This window comes from Nocardia brasiliensis (assembly GCF_042691675.1).
GTDB lineage: Bacteria > Actinomycetota > Actinomycetes > Mycobacteriales > Mycobacteriaceae > Nocardia > Nocardia brasiliensis_D.
Window position 1 is genome coordinate 4,753,569 of the sequence record NZ_CP170507.1, and the last position, 21,550, is coordinate 4,775,118.

Genomic DNA, 21,550 nt, shown 5'->3' on the forward strand with positions numbered 1-21,550 from the left:
AAGCACATGAATGAGACGCTGGAACCATGACAATAGAGGAGATCATCGACTTCGTGGGAAGCCTCGACGGCGTTTTGACCATCAGCCCGGAGCCGGGCGACAGTTGGCCCGAGATCGCCTGGGGTGACTCGTTCTTCTACTACTCCCCGGACGGCGTCGTTCCGACCAGGACCCAGCCCTTCGCGACGATCGTGACCAAGGACTACGACGCGGATCGGAGCTCACGTTTGGATCGTCCGGATACCTTCCGGGTCAATATCGATGCCGGGAAAGAAGCCTTCATCCGCTGGATCGGGCGAACGCCGCGTGAGGCGGCAGCCGAGGACGTGGATTACAGCGTTATCGACACCGTCATCCCGCACCCCGAGTACGGCACCGCGGGGTGGCTCGCCGTGGTGAACCCGGGAGTCCGGACCGGTGAACCCACTCGGGAGCTGCTGAAAATGGCCTACGACCGCGCGCGGTCCCGGTATGAGCGGCGTGCCGGGTCGGAGTCGAGTCTGTAACGAGTCCGCGTCGCCTGACTGCTGATTCGTTCGTGGCGTGTCGGAATATGCTGTGTCGCAGGGTGTTCGCCCGCCGACCCGCCGACCCCCGAAAGTCCTTGCGCTGGATGAACTGTGGACTACATGCGCACAGCCCGCAGTGGGCACCGGTGAGGTAAGTGATCATCTCGGCCATTCAGTAGGACTGGCGGTCACTGATACCCGACAATGGGGAACGCCGGCGTTTCGTTGCCGGTCAGTGGCCGATAGGAGAGCCCGATGACACAGCTCGAATCCCCTTCCACCGCACCCGATTCCCCCACACCCGAACATTCGGCGGCAACCAGCGTGTTCGTCAATGGATATATTCCGCGGCGGCGCGGGCTGGTCCTGCTGCTCGGTGTGCTCGCCGGGTTCCTGCTGACCGTGGTGTGGTCGGCCCCGTTCGTGGACACCACGATCGGCGGCACGGTGGCCGACGGGCTGCTCGGCCACGACGCCAAGGAAACCGCGATCACCGGCATCGGCGCGGGCATCGTGTTCGCATTCGTCTCCGGCTTGGCGGGCACGTTCACCGCGTGCAATATCGCCGTGTTCGGTGCGGTCGCGCCGCTGGCGGGCAGCGCGGGCGGCTGGTGGAACCGGGTGCAGGCGGTGCTGCGGCCGCTGCTGTGGATGGCGGTCGGGATGGTCGTCGTGTCGGCCGCTTACGGTGTCGTCGTCGGCATCTTCGGCACCGATATGCCGCAGTTCGACACCGCGCCCAGCAGACCCGGTCAGCTGTCGCCGCGGCTGATCCAGTCCATGGTGGTGTTCGGCGTGATCGGGGTGATCATGACCTACCTCGGACTCGCCGTCCTCGGTCTGGTGCGCGACCCGTTCGCTCGCATCGCCGCCCGCTTCCCGAACGCACCGCTGGTCGTCTTCGGCGGCCTGATCGGCGCCTTCCTCATCGGACGTCCGTTCCCGTTGTTCCGCAAGCTGTTTCGCGACGCCGCCGAAGAGGGCAACATCCTCTACGCCGCGAGTGCCTTCGTCCTGCAGTCCATCGGCAACATCATCATCCTCGCCGTCCTACTGATTTTGACCGTCCTCGTCGGTGGGCGCCTGCAACGCTGGTTCCAAGCCGACCCACGCCGCGTCAGCATCCTCAGCGCCACCGCCCTACTCACCGTCGGCGTCTTCACCTTCCTCTACTGGGACGTGCGCCTGCTCGCCATGCGCGACATCATCCCGTGGTATCCGGTGGCGCCCTGGGTGTAGGCCTCCCTCGTGCTGGTGCACCCAGCACGCCGTGCTGAACGGGGCCCGGCGTGCTGGGTCGACGGGCGCAGGCTGGGTATTCGCTGGGCATGGCACACTTCAGGCGTTGGGGAGCTGTTTATCTACTGCTCGTGCTGTTCGCCGGATCGTGGGTCGCGCAGTTCTTCACCCAGCTCGTCGAATACCGCAATACCCAGCATGAGCACGGACAGCCGTTCCAGTGGTCCGGCTACTGGCCGGACTTCCTGGCCAGCACCTTCGAGAACTGGCAGAGCGAATGGCTGCAGCTCGTCTTCCAGGCCCTTCTGCTGCTGGGCGCCAAGCACTGGATCTTCCGGGTAGACGCGGAAAACGCCGAACGTATCGAGTCCAAAATCGACGACCTGCGCGCTTACCTGATCCCCCCGGACCAGCAAACCCCAGTCCCCCACGATTGAACTCCGCTGCGGGTCCACGCCGAACTGGTACCGGGCCAGCCTAGGCCCAGATCACTGGCAGTTTCTGCAAATTCGCAGAGGATGCGTGCGGATTTCCCTATTGTCTGCGCACATGTGGGCACCGATACTGGCCAACCGAGCCTGTGTGCGGTGCGTCACATGCGGATGGGCAGCGTTGGGAAGTAGAGGAACAACTGGATGACGTCCACGATTGAAGAAGCCAGCTCGGAGAAGGGGCTCGCGCGGGTTGCGCAGATGCTCGCCAGGTGGACGGAGAAGTGGTTCCCGGATGCCTATGTGGTCGCGCTTGCCGGGGTGTTCCTGGTGGCGGTTGCCGCGCTGGTCAACGGCTCGTCGCCGAAAGCGGTCGTCAATTCGTTCGGTGACGGCTTCTGGGATCTGACCGCTTTCACGTTGCAGATGGCGATGGTGGTGCTCAGCGGGTACGTCGTCGCCACCTCCCCACCGGTCGCGCGGCTGATCGACCGGCTGGCCACCGTGCCGCAAACCCCTGCCGGCGCAGTGAGTTTCGTCGCGTTCCTGTCCTGTTCGATCTCGCTGCTGAACTGGGGACTCAGCTTGGTTTTCGGCGGTCTGCTGGCCCGCGCGATCGCCCGCCGCGCCGATCTACGGGTGGACTATCGCGCGCTCGGCGCGGCGGCGTTCATGGGCTTGGGTGCCGTATGGGCGCTGGGCATATCCTCCTCGGCGGCGCAGCTACAGGCCACCGCCACCTCGCTGCCGCCGGCCCTGCTGAAGATCACCGGAGTTCTCGACTTCGGACGCACGATCTTCACCTGGCAGTCCATGCTCACGTGCGCCATCATCCTGGCGCTGACCGTGGTGATCGCACACTTCTCGGCGCCGAAGGGCGCGGCCATCAAAACCGCTCAGGAACTCGAGGTCGATCTGGACGACCAGCCCGCGGACGTGGCGCCGCGCTCGCGACCCGGGGAATGGCTCGAGTACAGCCCTATCCTGCCCGCCTTGGCGGGCCTGATGACGGTCGGCTGGTTGATCTCCCAACTCCTCAGCAAACCGGTGCTCACCGTCGTCAGCAGCCTCAACGGGTATCTGCTGATCTTCCTCATCCTCGGCTTGGTGCTGCACGGAACGCCGCGCAGATTCTTGCAAGCCGTCTCCCTCGCCGTCCCCGCCACGGCGGGGATTCTCGTCCAATTTCCCTTGTACGCCGCGATGGCCGCGATCCTCACCAAAGCGAAGGGCCGGGGCGGTGTCACCGTCTCCGAACATCTCGCCGAGTTCTTCACGAGCATCGGCGGCGGCGGAAGCTTCGCCATCGTCATCGCCATCTACACCGTGGTGCTGGGCCTTTTCGTCCCGTCCGGCGGCGGAAAGTGGTTGGTGGAAGCCCCTTACGTGATGCAGTCGGCGACCGACGTCCAGATGAACTTGGGCTGGACGGTCCAGATCTACAACGTCGCCGAGGCGCTACCGAACCTCATCAATCCGTTCTTCATGCTGCCCCTGCTGGCAGTACTCAAACTGCGGGCGCGCGACCTCGTCGGTTTCACGTTCTTGCAGTTCATCTTTCACCTGCCGGTGGTACTGCTGCTGGTGTGGTTGCTCGGCATGACGTTCGACTACGTCCCGCCGATCTTGCCCAGCCAGTGACCTCAGCCAGGTGGTCGGCGGAACACCCGCCGGATGCGTCCGCGGATACCGGAGCGGGCCTGCGGTACCGGAACAGCGGTTTCGTCGACCACCTGGGCCGCCGTCGCCTGGGCGAATCGCATGTGCAGTTGCTCGCGGACCTGGTCCGGGGTGTAGGCGCGGCGGCGGCGCTCGGCGCGCACGACCACCACACCGGTGGCAACCACACCGGCCGCACCCGCCAATCCCACTGCCTTCCACCACCTCATACCGCATAGGCTACGGCCATGACGGGTACGGGCATCAGTCTGGACCGAGCACTCGAGCTCACCAGAACCGGCGACATCTGGCTGTTCCGCGGTCATTCCGCGGCCGACCGGGCAATCCGGATGACGACGAACAGTCCGGTGAACCATGTCGGCATGTCCGTGGTGCTCGACGATCTGCCCGCGCTGATCTGGCATGCGGAGCTCGGCCGATCGCTGCCCGACATGTGGACAGGTGCCACGCACCGCGGCGTCCAGTTGCACAATCTGCGTGATGCCGTGCTGGTGTGGGCCCACCGCTACGGTCAGCAGGCCTGGTTGCGCCAGTTGAATCGGCCCGCCACCCGTGAGATGGAGGACAGCCTGCTGCGCACCATCGCCCGGCTGGACGGAACCCCGTTCCCCTCCACGGCCGGTCTCGCCGGACGTTGGCTACGCGGTCGGGCGCGCCTCCCGCGCCGCAAGCCACCCAAGGCGGCCGCGCGAGAGTTGGAGAACGCGTATTGCGCGGAGATCGTGGCCACCACATATCAGGCGATGGGGCTGTTGCCGCAGAACCGTAGCCCCAATTGGTATGACCCGGGCCGCTTCTGGAGCGGAGATCGACTGCGGCTGTCCGGCGGCTACGAACTGGGTGGCGAAATAGCGGTCCAGACGCCAGGGCCGGGACAACCTTAGTCTTCGGGTTCCGGGTTGGGTCGGGTCCAGCCGAGGACCATGGCCGGCGTGCACCCGCCGACGAGCAGCATTACCAAGGCCATCAATCCGCCCGCGTAGGCCATGTTTTCGTCGGCGCCCTCGGTGATCACCGCACCGACGATCAGGTAGGCGATCGGGATCATCATCAGATTCTGGGTAACCGTCAGGCCGATGGAGCGCGCGCTGTCGCGCTGGGCGAGTTCGAACTCGTCCAGGACGGCGCCCGGCGCGTCGCCGCGACGTCCGGAAACGATCTGCAACATGATCCACAGTGGGAAGAACACGACGCTGGCGGGCAACCACAACAGCGGAGCCCACTGCACGCCGAACGCGCACAACACACTGACGGCGAGCATGAACGCGAAGGTCAGCGCCAACCCGACGACCAGCATTCGGCGTCGGCTCCTGGTTCGCCAGCCGGGCAACGACTTCGACCAGGTGCGTTCGTGCTTGGCGAAACGCTGGGCGCGATAGTCCTGGTACCGCTCGATCGGATTTCGCTGCGAATGGGCAATGGAGTTCATCGGAACCTTCTTTCGGATCAAGTGTTGCGCCCGTAGAGCTCGGTGGACAGCGGCGCGAACTGCGTGCGCGAGAACACCGCCTCCACCGGCAACCCGAAGACGTCGCAAATGCGCATCGCCAGGTCGAGGCTCGGGTAGTGGTCACCTCGCTCCAGCGCCCCGACCGTCTGCGGATTGACCTCGATACGCGCGGCCAGCTCAGCCCGGCTCATCCGCCGCTCGGCCCGAAGCACGCCGATACGGTTGTAGATCGGTAGGCTTTCACCCCTCTTCACCGGACTCATACAACTAAGTATTGTAAAAACCCAACAGACTGTCAAATGGATATATCGCTCAGTCCCCCATGCTCGTAGCAGGCCGGATCGAAGGCCCGGGTGGCGGCGGCGTAGGCGATGTGCGAACCGGGCCATACCGCGAAGACCTTGCCGTCCTCGGTGTGATACCAGCCGGGGCAGCCGCTGGTGAAGACCGTATTGCGCAGTCTCCGTTGCAGTTTGTCGTTGAAACGGTCCTGCACGTCCGGCCGGACATCGAGCCAGCCGCCCGTCCGCGCCAGGTGCTGCAAGGCCAGCCGGGCATACCGCGCCTGCTTCTCCAACAGGAAGGTGATGGTGTTGGTAAGCGAACCGGTGTTCGGGCCGTACATCATGAACAGATTCGGGTACCCGGACGCGCTGATGCCCAAGTACGCCTGCGGGCCGCGCTTCCATTCGGTATGCAGTTTCCGACCGTCGCGTCCGGTGATGTCGATCGGCGCCAGGTACTCGTTCGGCGTGAAGCCGGTGCACCAGACGACCACGTCGACGTCGACCGCGGTGCCGTCATCGAGCACCAGACCGGTCGGCGTCACCCGCCGCACGCCCTCGGTGTGCACGCGTACATGCGGGCGATCCAGGGCCGGATACCAGTCGTTGGACAGCAGCACGCGATTGCAGCCGATCTTGTAGTCCGGCGTCACCGCCGCACGCAGCGCCGGATCCTTGATCTCTCGGCGGATCTTCGCGCGCAGCAGTGCGTGATAGAGCGCGCGCAGCGGATCCGCGGCATTGAAGATCATCGGTACCCGCATTTCATACCAGAGCCATTCGATGTTGTGTTCCAGCCGGGCCATACCGGGCAACCGATGCGCCAACCGGTGGCCGAGACCGGTGCCGCGGTGGTTGTACTTGTTGGCCACCCAGTTCGGGGAGCGCTGGATGACGTGCATCGACGCGACCCGGTCCACGATGGCGGGCACCAGTTGGATGGCGCTCGCGCCGCTGCCGACGACCGCGACGCGTTTGCCCATCAGCTCGACGGAGTGATCCCACTCTGCCGAATGGAATTGCGCCCCACCGAAATCCGCGAGCCCGTCCAGGTTCGGAATCTTCGGCCGGGACAACTGTCCGGTGGCGCAGATCAGGGCGTCGAACTCCTTGGTCCGGCCGTCGGCGAACTCGACGACCCATCGTCCCTCGTCACGGAAGGTCGCCGCGACCACTTCGGTGCCGAACCTGATCTTCGGTGTGATGCCGAACCGGTCGGCGCAGCGGCACAGATACGCATGGATCTCCGGCCGCGACCCGTAACGTGCCGACCACTCCGGCTCCAGCGCGTAGGAGAAGCAGTAGGTCGGCGACGGCACGTCACACGCGGCGCCGGGATAGCTGTTCGCCCGCCACACTCCGCCGACGGAATCGCCTCGCTCGAACACCTCGTAGGTGTGAATTCCATTGCGGTCCAGTTCGATAGCGGCGGCCAAGCCGCCGAACCCAGCGCCGATGACGGCCACCGATGGCATTGATCCGGTCATGCGGCAACGGTAGGAACCGAGCGGTCCGGCAAGCCATGCCCGGCGCGGGCGGTCGTTTGTCTTTTGCGGACAGGTCAGCCCCCTGCGGATAGGTCAGCGCCGGGACCGACCGGGCGCCGTGCCCGTCCAGCGCCGGTAGGCGCGGGAGAATCCCGCCGCGTCGTGGTAGCCGAGGCGGCGGGCGACGTCGGCGAGGGTCAGACCGGCGGCGAGCAGTTCGTCCGCGATCGCCGCGCGCACCTCGTCGACCAGCTCGCGGTAGGTGGTGCCCTCCGCGCGCAGCCTGCGGCGCAGGGTACGGGCGTCGATGTGCAGATAGTCGGCGATCCGCACCATCGTCGGCCCGGTATCGAGCTCGGCGAGCACCAGCGACCGCACGTGCGCCGCGACGCCGCGGCGTGCCCGCCGGGCCTCGAGGGTGCGCAAGCATTGCTCCTCGAGCTCACGGACGGCGATCGGATCGGCATGCGCCAGCGGGGCGTCGAGCGCGGTGCGCTGCACGACGATTCGGTGCCGCGGAGTTCCCGAGCGCAGCGAGACGTCGCCGAGCACGGCAGCCAATGCCGCCGCGCGCGGTCCCGTGAAGCGGGTCTCGATGCGCACCCGGTGCCGCGGGTCGACCGCCACCGGCAGCAGGTGCGCAATCTTGGCCAATTCGCGCTCGACGAAGAAATCGCGCACGTCCGCCGGAATCTGCTCGTCATCGAACACCACCGACACCTCGGCGCCGGACTCCTCGAGCACCGGCTGGACGAACGCGAAGGACAGTTCGGCATAGCGCACACCGAGGCGCAGCACCTCGCGCAGCGTCGGGCTGGACAGGATCGCATAGCCCCAGATACCCAGGCTGGCAATGGTATACCTGCGACCGGCCTCGGTGCCGAGCCCAGGACTGTCCCCGAGGGCTCTGATCAGGTTGCGGGCCACGGTCAACTCCTGCCCCGCCTCCAGCTGAAAGCCCGGCGCGACCAGATCTTCGGCGCGCAGGCCGCTACCGGCCAGGCAGGCTCCGACGGTCATTCCGCGCTCGGTGCCCACCTCGACCAGAATCCGAGCCGCTGCCGCCGCACGCGGATGATCCCAGCCCGGCGCCACCGGTACCGCCGCCACCATCATCGGAACGGTACTCCCTCCAAGATGGCTGATTACCGCTACCTTCGGAATTCTTCGACCGGCCGGAATTCGGCGGCCCGATCGCCGACCTCATTGCGGTACCAGGTTTCGCGGCGTCGGCGCTGCACCCGGTCGGCGAGGTCGTCGACACCGGGAACGGTGCGGCGCAGGGTCTCCAGGCTGAAGATCACCGGTGCTTGCAGGATGGGGTGCAGCACCCACGGGAAGCGGCGGGGCATGGCGTGACGGGCGTAGGTCGCCGGTGGTAGCCAGACGGCGGTGTAGCCGATCTGCATCCGGTAATTGAGCTCGTCGCGAATTCGCTTGGGCCACGGGGTTCCCGGCTTCGGCTCGAAGGCGGGAAGGTAGGACTCGACCAACTCCGCGCCGTCGGCACCCGCGGTGTGTGCGCGTTTGACGAACGCGGCGAACATCAACCGCACGCCATCTCGAAAGTTCAACGGGTACCAGTCCGGCTGGACACCGAGCAAGTGGCCCACATAGCGCCAAAAGTGCATCGTCGCCTCGATTTCACGGATCGTGGTCTGATACCCGATGCTCCACAGCGCAAGACCGGGCACCACACTGCCCGCCATCAGCGTGAGCGTGGCGTCGCCCACGCTGATCGGCACACCCCAGGCGGCGCGGTCCCACTCGGGCCGCTGAATCAGCTTGCGGCGCAGGAAGACATGCATGATGCGCACCCGCATCGCGGTCTGCCGTCCACGTCCTCCCTGCGCCAGTCCCCCTGGTTCGGAGACATCTATCCAGAACCGCACCGTCTCCAGCTGCCGCTTGTGCGCGCGTTCGCCCGCGTAGCCGCCGGTGTACGAAAGCGGCTTGGTGATCGAGCTTTCCGAGTACATCTCCAGGGTGCTGGTGGTGGCGAAGCTGAATACCGAAGTGCCCCAGCGGCGGAACACCCGAGCACCCTGTTCGACCACCGCCGGATCCAGCCATTCGGGTGCTGTCTCGAATTCGGCGAACAAAGTGACCAGCGACGGCGGAGCGTCCGACACCGAGTCGATGCCGTGCGCCAGTGCCTGATCGAGCATCGCTCGGCCCGCCTTCGGGCCGAGCTCACCGAGATAGACCTCGTCCACGAAAGCCTCGGCGACCGGGTCGGCTTGGTAGTAGGCCGCGGCGAAGTTCCTGACCATGGTTTCGTCGGGCTGCGGGTCGAAGCCGACGGCGCGGCGCATGATGCGGCGTGCCCGTTGGACTCGCGGATCGGTAATCCTTGACCAGTACCGGAATTCGGACGGTATGGCGTCCGCCGCTGCGCTGTTCGAGGTGTCGGTGACCATGAACGAACTGTAAAGTGAGCGAATGCTCACCTTCTACTCTCTTTTGGCTCGACGCCGGAGCGGTCCCGATGTCCGGCGCTGACCGGCGGCGACGCCCCCAGCAGGTGCGTGCTCGGGAATCGCGGGAACGCATTCTGACCGCTGCCGCTCAGCTTTTCGCCGAACGCGGGATCGCCGACACCTCCACGAACCGCATCGCGGCGCAAGCCGGGATGAGCATCGGGTCGCTGTACCGGTACTTCGCCGACAAGGACGACATCGTCGAAGAGCTGCGTGAGCGGGTGCTGAGCGAGCTGGAGGAGCGGTTCGCCGCGACCGTGCTGACCGGCCTCACAGTGTCACCGCGCGAAGCGGTGGCCACCAGCCTGCGCGCGATCGTCGAGGTGGTGGCACGGCGGGAGGGACTGGTCCGCGCGCTCGCGTCGGAGGCAACCGTACAGGGTGTCGGCCTACCCGACCTGGAACGCAGACTCCTGGTGCTCACCAGGGCCTACCTGCTGCACCAGCTCGGCCCGGGCCCGCAGGAGGAACTCGAAGTCCGCGCCTTCGTCATGGCGAACGCGGGCCTCGCGGCAAGCCTGCGCTTCGCCCTCGGCCCGACACCCGCCATCGATCGCGACCGCCTGATCACCGAGACCGCCGACATGATCGGCGACTGGCTCGACGCCGTCGCCCACCGCCGCGCCTGACACCGCCGCGAAGACGGCGGGCGGCTACCCCAACAAGGTCGATCGGCCGATTCGCTAGATCCACAAATTAGCTAACACTTAGCAACACATATCTGATAAGATAGATATTCAGATTAAACATCGACTAGGAGGCTTCCATGGACGTCAACAATCTCGAGGGTGCACTCATGTGGCTCGCGATTCTCACACCGCCGGCAATCATCGGTGGTGCATATCAGCTCATCACCGGGATTGGCCACTTGCTCGGCATCGGCTGAGGGACGCACGGGACGACACTGCGCCAGCCCAGCGGCAAAGGCTTCACGCAAATTCGGCATTCCTAACGCCACTGTCGAGCACCGTCTGCCAAATCATTAGCTATTTATCAGCAATCGCCGTACTTCTCGGCGGTCAGCGCCACAAACCCTCTCCCGATCGCATGGTCCGGCGTGGCGGTCGTTTCGGCGACCGCCATTCCCCAGCTCACTTGACACACCGCCGTGCACGTAGCGGGCCGGATCGAAGATCACACCGCAGCGATGTCCCGCGACAACGCTTCTTGTCCGAATTCACCTGGAATTCAAGGGATCTCGTCGGCCGTGTCGAGCAAGGTCTCGAGGATCGTGAGGGCCCGTCCGGCACCGTCTTCAGCGGCGATCCGATCCGCCAGGTGTCGGGCATTGTCCCGTAGTGAGGCGTCGGCGACGGCGGTGTGAATAGCTGAAACGAGCCGGTCGGTGGTCAGTTTGCGGTGCGGAATGGTCGCGGCGCTGACACCGAGTTCGGCGAGGCGTCGTGCCCAGAAAGGTTGGTCTCCCATGGCGGGCACCGCGATCGCGGGCACACCGGCGCGCAGGCCCGCAGCGGTCGTCCCGGCCCCGCAGTGGTGGATGACCCCGGCCATTCGCGGGAAAAGTCAGTCGTGTGGCACTGCCGGTGGCTGCCACGCCCTCGGGCGGGCAGGCCACCAGTAGCCGACCACCCCGAGATTCGGCCGCCAATCGACCGGCCTCGGCACCACGGTGGTCGAATACCCATGCAGTACAGGCCATTCTGCTTCGGTTCGACGACACCGCAATGCTCGCGTCGACATCTTCGGCAACCCCAGTTGTCGCCGGAACTCATCGACGACACCGGAGTAGAGGCGATCGACAATCCCTGCGCCCGCACCGGCGGCCAGCCGGTTGCCGACAGCACCGACCGACCAGGCGCCCAGGACCGCGGGTGGGTAGTCGGCAGTGGCCGACAACGGCTGCAATCGCACACCGGCCGACGGAATGCCTTTGCCTCGGCGAGCGGATGACCGGCCAACTCGGCTAGGGGTGGCCACCACGACGGTGCGCGGCATGCGCCGCCGTCGGGCTCAGACCGGTTTGGGTTGCTCGGCGTCGACTTCGGGGCCGGCCACGAAGTCTCGCTGCCTGATCAGCAGGGCGGTCAGTACTGCAACGACGATTGCGATACCGGCGCCGACGGCCAGGATTTCGTCGAGCGCCGTTGAGTAACCTTGCGCGGCAGTCTGTGCCGCGAGACCACGCTGCTGTTCGGGAAGCGACTGGAGCGCCGTACCCGCTTGTCCTTTGCTGGCCGCCATGGCGAACCGGTCGGCATGCTCGGCCAGCGGTCCGTCGGCCAGGGACGAACGCACGCTGTCCTGTATCCGCGCGGCGAGCAGGCTACCGAGCGCCGCGACGCCGATCGCGATCCCGACCTGGCGCGAGGTCGAATTGATACCCGAGGCCATCCCCGCCCGTTCCGGGGCGACCACCCCGACCGCGACGGCCGCCAACGGGACATTGAGCAATCCCGCACCCGCACCCGCGGCGACGAACCCAGGCAGGAAATGCGTCCAGCTCCCGGCCGGGTCGCTGCCGCGCATCAGCCACAGCCCCACGGCGACCAGGACGAAACCGCCCGCGATGAGCAGGCCCGAGGGCACCATATTGCTGAGCCAACCCGCCAACCCCGCGGTCAAGAAGATCACCACGGTCATCGGGAGGAACCACAGCCCGACCTCGAAAGCCGAATACTGCATGGCGCCTTGCAGGTAGATGGCGATAAACGTGAACAGCGAGAACAGCGAGGCCGAAATGCCCCAGGCGGCGAGCAGCCCGCCGTTGAAGCTCGGCACCCGGAACAGGCTCAGATCGAACATCGGTGTCGCGGAACGACTCTCGATGACGAAGAACGCGACGAGCAGCACCGCGGCACCGATCAGCGAGCCGAGGACGACAACCGACCCCCAGCCGTCGGGATGGCTGCGAATCAGGCCGAAGACCAGCAGGGCCAACGCCGCACTGAAGGTGATCGCGCCCGGCACGTCGACGCGGCGCTGCGCCGGATCACGCGACTCGGTCATCCCGAAAACCGTGATCAGCAGGGCCGCGATGCCTACCGGAAGGTTGACCAGGAAGATCCAGCGCCAGGACAGTCCGCTGGTCAGGGCACCGCCGAGGACCGGGCCGATAGCCAGCGCGACGCCGGTGATCCCACCGAACGCGCCGAACGCGATACCCCGTTCCTTCGGCGGGAATGCCGCGGCGAGCAGCGCCAGCGACGTCGCGAACATGATCGCGCCGCCGACACCCTGCAACGCCCGGGACAGCGACAGCATCAGGACACCGTTCGCGAGGCCGCACAGCAGCGATGCGAGGGTGAAGATCACCAGACCGTAGGCGAAGACGATCCGTCGGCCGACCAGATCGGCGACGGTCCCGCCGGTCAGCAGGAAGGCCGCCAGGGTGAGGACGTAGGCGTCGATCACCCACTGCAGGTCGGTCAGCGTCGCGGTGAAGTGGGTCTGGATGTCCGGTAGCGCCACGTTCACGATCGTCACGTCGAGCAAGATCATGAATACGCCGACACAAACACCGATCAGCGTCCACCATTTCGACTGCATCTTGCGTTCCCCTCGAAGAAGGTCCTGGATGCGCGCACGCTCAGAATAGTCCCGCCCGGTAGGCAGCCGCTATCGTTGCGTGGAGAGCGCCTTGATCATTTCCGCGGCCAATACCGCATGTCCGGCCATCGAGAAGTGCATCCGGTCCGCGCTCAGCAGATTCGACCGCAGCCGGGCCGGGTGGTCCGAGACGTCGACGAGAATCGCGTCGTAGCAGGCGGCGACGTCGTCGGTGAGATCGATCAGCGCCTGCAATCGTGCACGCAGTGCAGGTCTGCGCGGCCTGATCTTGACGTCGACGAACGTGAACATCGTTATGCGAGCGCCGATCTCGCGTAAGGACGTGCAGATCGTGTCGAGGTTGGCGCGGATGGCCCGCACATCCGGCTCCGGCTGCAACAGGTCGTTGGCCCCGCAGTTGACGTGGACGAGGTCCGGTTCGAACCGCAGCACCGGATCCAGTTGCGTGGCAACGACTTCACCGGTCACCGCGCCGAGCCTGCCGGTGTTCAGATAGGCGAGGTCTGGCTGCACCCGACGCAGTGCCGCGGCTACCCGGTCGGCCCACGGGATGGTCCGATAGCCTGGGCTCGGATCCCCGGTACCCGCGGCGACACTGTCCCCCAGTACCGCGTATCTGCGCCACGGCGCGCCCGCGAGTAGCTCGTCGGACGCGCGATCGTCGAGACAATACGGATCGGTGTCCTCGGTCAGGATCGGTTGCGCCAACGGATCGGACATACTCGCTCCTCGCGATTCGTCGCGCCATCGTATCCGGCCCGCCACCGCACCGAGAAGCTCTCGGCCACTACCCGTTCCACTCGACCGGACGAGAACTGCCGCGAACCCGTCGCGGCACCACGCCGCGGTCTTAGCATCGGTGACGTGGCAGCTGACCTCCGCAGACCGCAGCAGGAGCCGGTGCGGCGATGACCCGGCAGACGATTCGACCGGCAGCACCGGCAGCCGATGTACTCGACGGTCACGGCAGGCTCTTGAGCAAGGCGATGGCGCGCATGCTCGGCTCGATCGGCGCGCCGGTCGAGCAGTCGAGCAGCGGTTGTCACGTGGTCGACCAAGCGGGCGTCGAGTATCTGTCGTGTGGTGGGTACGGGGTGTTCTTGCTCGGTCACTGCCACCCGCGAGTGGTCGACGCGGTGGTCGCGCAGGTGCGTACCCGGCCACTCGGTTCCCGCCTGCTGGTCGACCCGGACATCGTGCGGGCCGCCGAGGCGCTGATCGGCATCGCGCCGCCGGGGCTGGAGCACGTGACCTTCACGAACTCCGGCGCCGAGGCCGTCGAGATCGGCCTCAAACTGGCCAGGGCGACGGGACGTCATCGAATCATCGCCATGGCGAACGGTTTTCACGGCAAGACCATGGGCGCGCTGTCGGTCACCGGAAATGACCGCTACCGCAAGCCCTTCGGGGCGTTGCTACCCGGCGTCGAGCACGTCCCGTTCGACGATATCGCGGCCGTCGACAGCGCACTGGCGACCGGCGGGCCCGCCACGGTCATCGTCGAGCCGGTCCAAGCCGAAGGCGGCGTCCGGATCCCGCGCGCCGGGTACCTGGCCGCGGTGCGGGAGCGTTGCGACGCGCACGGCGCTCTTCTCATCGTGGACGAGATCCAGACCGGACTCGGCAGGCTCGGCCGCGAATGGGGCTGCTCGTTCGAGGACGTGTCGCCGGACATCCTGTTGTCCGGCAAGATTCTCGGCGGCGGCATCTACCCCGTCGGCGCGGCGCTGGCGACATCGCGGGTGCATCGGCCGTTCGACCGGGTCCCGTTCCTGCACACCTCCACCTTCGGTGGCAATCCGGCTGCCGCCGCGGCTATCCGCGCCGCGTTGGCGGTGATCGACGACGAACACCTGGTCACCCGCAGCGCTGAGCTCGGGGAGCTGCTGCTGCCACAGGTTCGCGAACTCGTCTTCGCGGGGTGCCCGCAGGTGGTTCGCGAGGTGCGCGGGCGGGGGCTGCTGATCGGCATCGAGTTCGTCGGTGCGGGCGCGGCGCTGAACATGATGCGGGAAATGTTGCGCCGCAGGGTGATCACCTCCTATTCCCTCAACGCCGACCAGGTGCTGCGACTGACGCCGCCCGCGTTGCTGAGTGCGTCCGACGTCGATTGGCTGCTCTCGGCCGTGCAGGCGGCCGCCCTGGAAATCGGTAGGGCGTAATGGAATTCCTGCGAGGCGAGCGCGCGTGCCTGGCCGCCTTCCTACCGGAGTTGGCCGACGGCCTAGACGCGATGACCCTCGCCGAATGTGAGCGAGCACGCGGTCCGGCGATCGAGCTGTTCCGCCGCAGCGGCGGCCCGGGGCTGCTGGTCCCGAAGCGGTATCACGGGCGCGGCGCGAGCGCCGTCGACGCCGTCCGCATCCAGCGCGCGGTGGCGGCACGTGCCCCGTCGCTGGCGATCGCCAGCACCATGCACCATTTCTCGGTCGCCACCGTGACCGCCCTTGCCGAGAGCAACCACGGCGCCGAATGGCTGCTGCTGCGCTCGATCGCCGACAAGTCGATGCTGGTGGCGTCCGGCTTCGCCGAGGGCCGCCCCGGCCAGCACATCCTGCAGCCCACACTGCACGCGCGGCGCGTCCCGGGCGGCTTCCTGGTGACCGGGTCGAAGAAGCCGTGCAGCCTCACCTGGTCGATGGATGTGCTGACGGCAAGCGCCCAGATACCGGCCGACCCGGCCGGCGAGCCGACACTGGTGGTGTTGCAGATTTCCGCCGATAGCCCGGGGATCACTCGAAAGCCGTTCTGGGCCAACCCCGTCCTGGCCGGGGCGGAAAGCGACGAAATAGTCCTCACCGAGGTGTTCGTGCCCGAGCAGTTGGCGGTGTTCGCCGAACAGGCAGACGACCGAATGGATCCGGTACACACCCGTGGGTTCGTCTGGTTCGAGCTGCTGATCTGCGCGTCCTACCTCGGCATGGCCAGTGGCTTGGCCGACCGGGTGATCCGCGAGCAGCGCGGCACGGCCAGCGAACGTTGCCAGGTGGCGGCACCATTGGAGACCGCGATGGCCGCCCTCGAAGGCGTCGCGGGCGAGGTCGATGGTGGCGGCGCCGATCTCGGCAAAGTGCTGCTGATCCGCTACGGGGTGCAGCAGGCGATCGAGGGCGCGAGCATGCACGCCGCCGCACTGGCGGGCGGGCTGAGCTTCATCACCGGCGCCGACGTGGGGTACCTGCTGGCCGCTTCGCGGGCGCTGGCCTATCACCCACCCTCCTTCGGGTCGGCGGCCGAGGCGCTGGACGGCTATCTACGCGGTGAGTCGATCACGCTGGCCTGACTTCGATCCGCTTTACCGGCAAGGTCGCGGCGCAGCGCGACCTTGTCCACCTTGCCGAGGTGGGTGAGCGGCAACTCGGCCACCGTCGCCAGCTGATCCGGCCACTTGTACTCCGCGACGCCGCGCCCGGCCAGGAAGTCCCTGAGCTCACCGAGAGTGAGTGGCGCGCCGGAAACGACTACCGCGCAAGTCTTCTCACCCATCAGTCGGTCCGGCACCGCGACGACGGACACCCGGCGGACCGCGGGATGGGCCAGGATATGGGCTTCGACCTCCTCGGCCGATACCTTCTCGCCACCGCGATTGACAATGTCCTTGACCCGGCCTTCGACCACCAGGCAGCCGTCGGCGGTGAGCCGCGCGAGGTCGCCGGTGCGCAGGAATCCGTCCGCGGTGAAAGCGGTCGCATTGGCGGCCTCGGCCCGATAGTAGCCACGAATCGTGGTGGGTCCCCGGAACAACAGATGGCCAACGGTTTCCGGCCGGACCGCGCAGTCGGCGTCGTCGACGATTCGCAACTCATCGGCCTCGGACAGCGGCCTGCCCTGGGTGGTGTACCGGAGCTCCGGATCGTCGCCGGGCCGGGTGAAAACCAGTGGCCCCTCCCCCATCCCGAACCATTGGGTCAGCGTGCAGCCGAGCTCCGGCTCGACTCGTCTGGCGATTTGTTCCGGCAGCCGCGCACCACCGACCTCGAGCACGAGTCCGGACAGATCCGCATCGAATTCCGTTGCCAGATCGAGCCATAACGTCACAAAGGACGGCATCAGGGTGGTGAGCGTCGGATGTTCGGCGGCGATCAATGGGAACGCCTCGTCCGGGCTCGGGGTCGCGGCCAGCACCGCCGTGGCACCGGCGCGCAGCGCGCCGAGGACGCCGGGACAGCCGAGCCCGGCGTTGTGCGCCACCGGAACGACCGCGAGATACACACCCGCCGCGTCGAATCCCATCTGCTCGGCGGTCGCGCGCAGCTGAAACGCGTAGTCGTCATGGGTTCGCGGGATCAGTTTCGCGGTTCCGGTGGTGCCGCCGGAGAGCAGTAACAGCGCCACCGACGAGGGGTCCGGCGCGGCCAGCGACCGTGCGGAGGTCGATTCGATATCGGTCAACGCGACGAATTCGTCCGGCGCACCGACCACGATCACCGTCCGCACGGTGGGCGCCGCCGCAACGACATCGCGCGCCAGCGCTCGATAGTCCATGCCGCGATACCGATCGGCGACCACGTAACCCGCCGCGTCGGTGTGCAGGCACAGCTGAGTGATCTCGGTCTGGCGATGCGCGGGCAAGGCCAGCACCGGGACGACGCCGATACGGAACAGCGCGACGCAAACCACCACGAACTCGATGATGTTCGGCAGTTGGACAACCACTCGGTCACCCGGCTGAAGACCGCGTTCGAGGAGCCCCCAGGCAATGCGGTCCGCCCAGTGATCGAGCTCGGCGTAGCTCCAGCGGCGGCGTCCGGCGACGACCGCGATCTTGCCTGCCTGCCGGTCGTCGGCGGACCGGAGCAGGTCGCCGAGCCGCTCGCCACGCCAGTATCCGTCGCGCCGATATCGCGCCGCATCGGCTGCCGACCGGCCGGGAACGTCGCCGCGGCCGTTCATCGTGCCGAAATAGTCAGCGGGACATCGGCATCGACCCGGTCCGGCGGGTCCAGCAGACCCGCGCGCCGGAGCAACGGCAGCACGCCCTCGCCGAACGTGTACGCCTCCTCCAGATGTGGCTGACCGGACAGGATCAGATGATCGGCGCCGAGTGCGTGTAATTCGGTAATCCGGTCGGCGACCTCCTCGTGGCTGCCGACCAGCGCGACTCCAGCGCCCGGCCGGACCAGGCTGTAGCCTGCCCACATGTTCGGGTAGATCTCCAGCGAAGCGGCCGATTGCCCGGATGCGCCATTGTGCAGCAACGCCATTCGGCGCTGGCCCTCGGACTGCGAGCGTTCGAAACGGCGCTGCGCCTCGCGCACCCGGACCGGGTCCATACCGCGCAGGATGCGATCGGCCTCCGCCCACGCCAGCTCGGCGGTGTCCCGGCTGATCACGTGGAAGCGGGTGCCGAGTTGGATGGATCTACCGGCCCGCACGGCACATTCGCGTGCCTGCTCGAACATGCGCGATATCTGCGGCGGCGTCTCGCCCCAGGCGAGGTAGACATCGGCATGTCGCGCCGCGGTCGCCCGCGCCGCGTCGGAGGAACCACCCAAGAACACCGGTGGCGCGCTCGGCCAGGGACGGGTCAGCGTTGCCGCGGCAACGTGGTAGTGCTTCCCCTCGAAATCGAACGGTGGCTGCTCGCGCGCGCCGCGCATGACGGTGAGGAATTCGCCTGCCCGCTCGTAGCGTTCGTCGTGACCGAGCCAATCGCCGTACCGGTGCTGCTCGTCTTCGTCGCCGCCCATCACCACATTGAGCAGCAGCCGCCCACCCGACAATCGCTGACAGGTGGTGGCCATCTGTGCGGCCGTCAGCGGCGACAGCAGGCCGGGCCGGAAGGCGACCATGAACTGGAGCCGGGTCGTCTGCCCGCTGAGCGCCGCGGCGACCAGCCACGGGTCTTCGCAGAACAGCCCGGACGGCACCAGCGCTCCGGTGAAGCCGAGCCGGTCCGCGGCCATGGCGACCTGGGCGAGATAGTCGATGTCCGGGTCGCGGCGGACGTCGGCGGCGGTCGTGGTTCCACCACCGGCCGGGCGCGCGATATTGCGGCCGTCGCCGTGCGAGGGAATGAACCAGTGGAGTCGCAGCGTCATTATTTCTCCCATATCGAGACGCCGGTCGGGTCTTCCGCGGGAATCGCGTCTCGCCGGCGGGACACGCGGCCGGGCAGCCGGCGGGCTCGGCGCGATGAGATGAATTGCACGCTAGTCCGCTGTAGTCCCGGTGTCATCGACGCGCACCGCGATCCGGGCTGCGAAACATACGGCCATCGAATCGAATCGGACGGCAGTGTCGCCCGCCGGTGGCGCGCATACAATTCAGGGCATCGTCGTTCGGACGGGGCGGGGCCCGGACGTTCTCCAGTCTTTCGATCAAGGCGATTATTCGCGCAGGCGGTGGAATTGTTGGCATCAGCTCGATCGGTACTCGACTGGCTCGAAAACCCGGCCGAAGACAACGGGATCCGGTTTTCCGGTCCGGCCGGCACCTGGGATTTCTGGAGTTATTCGCGCCTTGCCGCGCTGACTCGACAATTCGCGGCCGGGCTGACCCAGCGCGGCATCGGTAAAGGCCAGCGGGTCACCCTCATTCAGAGTTCCGGCCCGCATTTCGTCGCCTCGTTTTTCGGTGCGATGCTGGCGGGCGCCGCGCCGTCACCGGCGGCGCCACCGCTGGTCTTCGGCGATCTCGCCACCTACGCCGACCATGTCAACGGCCTCGTACACACGGCGCGTTCGGCCCTCGTGGTGGCCGACGACCAGCTGGTCGACACGATCAGGGAAATCCTCGCCGATGCGACCGCCGCGCCATCGGTCGCCGATTTCGGCGACGTGCCCGCGACCGAACCAGCCGACCGGACCGACCCGCCATCGGCGCGCGATTTGGCGCTGCTCCAGTTCACCTCCGGCTCCGCCGGACGTTCCCGCGGTGTCGAGGTGTCGCACGGGGCGCTGGCGAGCAATGTCGCGGCGATCCATCGGTGGCTGCGCTGGACACCGGCCGATGCCACGGCATCGTGGCTGCCCGTCCATCACGACATGGGTCTGATCGGGTGCCTGGTCGCGCCGGTGGTCATGGGTGGCGATCTGTGGTTGCTCGCACCCGGCGACTTTCTCCGCGAGCCCGCGCGATATCTGCGGTGCTTCGGCGAGTTCGGCGCACGGCTGACCGCGATGCCGAACTTCGGACTCGACTACGTGACCCGGCGAGTATCCCCGGAGGCCTTGGCCGACTGCGACTTCACGGCCTGGCGGGCCGTCATCATCGGCGCCGAGCACATCGATCCGGATTCGCTGCGCCGATTCCACGCGGCACTGGCTCCGTTCGGGCTCTCCCGCCAGGCGCTATTGCCCGCGTATGGGCTCGCGGAATCGACGCTGGCGGTCACCGGAGTACCGCTGGACGAAGAATGGACCTGCGCCACAGTCGATCCCGACGCACTCGCGGTCGGATCCCCGCTGCGTCAGGTTCCGGACGGACAGCCGGTCGTCGGCTGTGGCCGACCACTCGAAGGGCTCACCGTCAGCATCGTCGACAGTGATCGGGCAGAACTCTCGGACGGACCAGCGGAGTTACCCGAAGGCACCGTCGGCGAGATCGTGGTGCGCGGGTCCTCGGTCGCCGACGGCTACGCCGACAGTCGAGATACCCGGGCGACCACCCTCAGCGCTGGCGAGTTGCGTTCCGGCGACGCCGGTTTCGTCCTCGACGGGCAGCTGTTCGTGCTCGGCAGGCTCGGCGACAGCATCAAGATCCGGGGCACCACGGTCTTCGCCGAAGACCTGGAGGCCGCGATGGCGGGGCTGGGCCTGCGCGCACACCGGTGCGCGGTGTTGCTCGGTATGCATCAGCAGCAGCCCACCGTCGTCGCGATGCTCGAACAGGAATTGGCCGAATCCGCGATCGACGCGCTGGTCGCGTTGCTGCGGCGGCGCACCGAGACCGCTCGGATCGTGCTTGTCACCACCGCGCGCGGCGCCATCGCGCGGACATCGAGCGGCAAAGTGCGCCGCCGTCAGTTGTGGAACGCGTTCGTCACCGGGCAGCTACCGGGGACCGTGCTGTACGACACCCAGGAACCGAAGCTGGCTACAGGAGGCCGACGCTCGTGAACAACTCACTGCCCGAAGACAGCGGACGCATGCGCTCGGAGGACGAGATCCGTTCGCTCATCAGGATTCTCATTCTCGAGCTGGCGCCCGCACCCGACCGTGCCGACGAGAACGGCGACGCCCGCCTGGTCGACGACCTGGCATTCCATTCGCTGGCGCTGATCGAGATGGCCTTCACCCTCGAGGACGAGTTCGATCTGGAACCGATCGACGAGGTCAGGGCCCGCCAGATCGCGACGATGCGCGATGTCGGGGACTACGTGGTCGCCGAACTGGCGCAGCGCGGCGACCTGGCCGACGCGACGCAGGTCGGCTGAGCGGACGCGACTCGGTCGAACGAAGGCGAATCGGCGAACGAACCCAGCTCGGCCGAGCGAACCCAGCTCGGCCGAAGGAACCCAG

20 protein-coding genes and 1 pseudogene are annotated in these 21,550 nt (G+C 67.0%); 10 read left to right on the forward strand and 11 right to left on the reverse strand.

Going from position 1 to position 21,550, the window contains the following annotated elements; translation table 11 throughout:
* Positions 1-26: 26 nt before the first annotated feature.
* From ACFK0J_RS21975 to ACFK0J_RS21990, 4 genes are all read left to right on the forward strand, one after another.
* On the forward strand, positions 27-506 hold the full coding sequence (locus tag ACFK0J_RS21975; protein WP_378730129.1) for a DUF6194 family protein: 480 nt from the start codon (positions 27-29) through the stop codon (positions 504-506).
* Positions 507-764: 258 nt separating this feature from the next.
* Complete coding sequence (locus ACFK0J_RS21980) at positions 765-1,748, forward strand: hypothetical protein (RefSeq protein ID WP_378730131.1); 984 nt, start codon at positions 765-767, stop codon at positions 1,746-1,748.
* 89 nt (positions 1,749-1,837) lie between these two features.
* Positions 1,838-2,185 (forward strand): DUF6766 family protein, encoded by a 348-nt coding sequence (locus ACFK0J_RS21985; RefSeq protein ID WP_218469304.1) that lies wholly within the window; start codon positions 1,838-1,840, stop codon positions 2,183-2,185.
* A 198-nt stretch (positions 2,186-2,383) separates the two neighbouring features.
* On the forward strand, positions 2,384-3,820 hold the full coding sequence (locus tag ACFK0J_RS21990) for a short-chain fatty acid transporter (protein ID WP_378730133.1): 1,437 nt from the start codon (positions 2,384-2,386) through the stop codon (positions 3,818-3,820).
* 2 nt (positions 3,821-3,822) lie between these two features.
* On the opposite strand, the gene ACFK0J_RS21995 is transcribed toward ACFK0J_RS21990, so the two are convergent.
* Positions 3,823-4,068, reverse strand: coding sequence for a hypothetical protein (locus ACFK0J_RS21995; protein WP_378730135.1), 246 nt, complete (start codon positions 4,066-4,068; stop codon positions 3,823-3,825).
* 18 nt (positions 4,069-4,086) lie between these two features.
* Between ACFK0J_RS21995 and ACFK0J_RS22000 the strand changes: the two genes are divergently transcribed.
* Positions 4,087-4,743, forward strand: a complete 657-nt coding sequence (locus ACFK0J_RS22000; RefSeq protein ID WP_378730137.1) for a hypothetical protein — start codon at positions 4,087-4,089, stop codon at positions 4,741-4,743.
* Here the strand turns inward: ACFK0J_RS22000 and ACFK0J_RS22005 are convergent.
* The 5 genes from ACFK0J_RS22005 to ACFK0J_RS22025 all read right to left on the reverse strand — a co-directional run bounded on the left by ACFK0J_RS22005 (position 4,740) and on the right by ACFK0J_RS22025 (position 9,500).
* Complete coding sequence (locus ACFK0J_RS22005; protein ID WP_378730139.1) at positions 4,740-5,288, reverse strand: hypothetical protein; 549 nt, start codon at positions 5,286-5,288, stop codon at positions 4,740-4,742. The genes ACFK0J_RS22000 and ACFK0J_RS22005 overlap by 4 nt on opposite strands.
* Positions 5,289-5,305: 17 nt before the next feature.
* A complete protein-coding gene (locus ACFK0J_RS22010; protein ID WP_378730141.1) occupies positions 5,306-5,572 on the reverse strand; it encodes a helix-turn-helix transcriptional regulator in 267 nt (88 codons plus the stop codon).
* 32 nt (positions 5,573-5,604) lie between these two features.
* A complete protein-coding gene (locus ACFK0J_RS22015; RefSeq protein WP_378730143.1) occupies positions 5,605-7,080 on the reverse strand; it encodes a flavin-containing monooxygenase in 1,476 nt (491 codons plus the stop codon).
* 93 nt (positions 7,081-7,173) lie between these two features.
* Entirely contained in the window at positions 7,174-8,196 is a 1,023-nt protein-coding gene (locus tag ACFK0J_RS22020; protein ID WP_378730145.1) for an AraC family transcriptional regulator ligand-binding domain-containing protein, read from the reverse strand.
* A 35-nt stretch (positions 8,197-8,231) separates the two neighbouring features.
* Positions 8,232-9,500 (reverse strand): oxygenase MpaB family protein, encoded by a 1,269-nt coding sequence (locus ACFK0J_RS22025; RefSeq protein WP_378730147.1) that lies wholly within the window; start codon positions 9,498-9,500, stop codon positions 8,232-8,234.
* Positions 9,501-9,568: 68 nt separating this feature from the next.
* On the opposite strand from ACFK0J_RS22025, the gene ACFK0J_RS22030 reads away from it, so the two are divergent.
* The gene (locus tag ACFK0J_RS22030) at positions 9,569-10,189 is read left to right on the forward strand and encodes a TetR/AcrR family transcriptional regulator (protein WP_378730149.1); all 621 of its coding nucleotides are present in this window, start codon (positions 9,569-9,571) and stop codon (positions 10,187-10,189) included.
* 559 nt (positions 10,190-10,748) lie between these two features.
* Here the strand turns inward: ACFK0J_RS22030 and ACFK0J_RS22035 are convergent.
* From ACFK0J_RS22035 to ACFK0J_RS22045, 3 genes and pseudogenes are all read right to left on the reverse strand, one after another.
* A pseudogene (locus ACFK0J_RS22035) lies at positions 10,749-11,491 on the reverse strand (glycosyltransferase); the annotation flags it as partial.
* 40 nt (positions 11,492-11,531) lie between these two features.
* Positions 11,532-13,067 carry a DHA2 family efflux MFS transporter permease subunit gene (locus ACFK0J_RS22040; protein WP_378730150.1) on the reverse strand — a complete coding sequence of 512 codons (1,536 nt, stop codon included), beginning with the start codon at positions 13,065-13,067 and terminating at the stop codon, positions 11,532-11,534.
* Positions 13,068-13,136: 69 nt separating this feature from the next.
* The gene (locus ACFK0J_RS22045) at positions 13,137-13,808 is read right to left on the reverse strand and encodes an SGNH/GDSL hydrolase family protein (RefSeq protein WP_378730152.1); all 672 of its coding nucleotides are present in this window, start codon (positions 13,806-13,808) and stop codon (positions 13,137-13,139) included.
* A 188-nt stretch (positions 13,809-13,996) separates the two neighbouring features.
* Here ACFK0J_RS22045 and ACFK0J_RS22050 point away from each other — a divergent pair, with 188 nt between their 5' ends.
* Together ACFK0J_RS22050 and ACFK0J_RS22055 are read left to right on the forward strand one after the other, a co-directional pair.
* Complete coding sequence (locus ACFK0J_RS22050; protein ID WP_378730154.1) at positions 13,997-15,250, forward strand: aspartate aminotransferase family protein; 1,254 nt, start codon at positions 13,997-13,999, stop codon at positions 15,248-15,250.
* Positions 15,250-16,371: an acyl-CoA dehydrogenase gene (locus ACFK0J_RS22055; RefSeq protein ID WP_378730156.1), complete on the forward strand. Its 1,122-nt coding sequence runs from the start codon at positions 15,250-15,252 to the stop codon at positions 16,369-16,371. The genes ACFK0J_RS22050 and ACFK0J_RS22055 overlap by 1 nt, the downstream gene beginning before the upstream one ends.
* Here ACFK0J_RS22055 and ACFK0J_RS22060 read toward each other — a convergent pair.
* Both ACFK0J_RS22060 and ACFK0J_RS22065 read right to left on the reverse strand, forming a co-directional pair.
* Positions 16,338-17,981 (reverse strand): (2,3-dihydroxybenzoyl)adenylate synthase, encoded by a 1,644-nt coding sequence (locus ACFK0J_RS22060; protein ID WP_378730158.1) that lies wholly within the window; start codon positions 17,979-17,981, stop codon positions 16,338-16,340. The two genes, ACFK0J_RS22055 and ACFK0J_RS22060, sit on opposite strands and share 34 nt — an antisense overlap.
* The gene (locus ACFK0J_RS22065) at positions 17,978-19,129 is read right to left on the reverse strand and encodes an LLM class flavin-dependent oxidoreductase (RefSeq protein WP_378730160.1); all 1,152 of its coding nucleotides are present in this window, start codon (positions 19,127-19,129) and stop codon (positions 17,978-17,980) included. The genes ACFK0J_RS22060 and ACFK0J_RS22065 overlap by 4 nt, the downstream gene beginning before the upstream one ends.
* A gap of 312 nt (positions 19,130-19,441) precedes the next feature.
* Between ACFK0J_RS22065 and ACFK0J_RS22070 the strand changes: the two genes are divergently transcribed.
* Together ACFK0J_RS22070 and ACFK0J_RS22075 are read left to right on the forward strand one after the other, a co-directional pair.
* Positions 19,442-21,148, forward strand: a complete 1,707-nt coding sequence (locus ACFK0J_RS22070) for an AMP-binding protein (RefSeq protein WP_378730162.1) — start codon at positions 19,442-19,444, stop codon at positions 21,146-21,148.
* The gene (locus ACFK0J_RS22075) at positions 21,145-21,465 is read left to right on the forward strand and encodes an acyl carrier protein (protein ID WP_378730164.1); all 321 of its coding nucleotides are present in this window, start codon (positions 21,145-21,147) and stop codon (positions 21,463-21,465) included. The genes ACFK0J_RS22070 and ACFK0J_RS22075 overlap by 4 nt, the downstream gene beginning before the upstream one ends.
* The last annotated feature ends 85 nt before the right edge of the window (positions 21,466-21,550 follow it).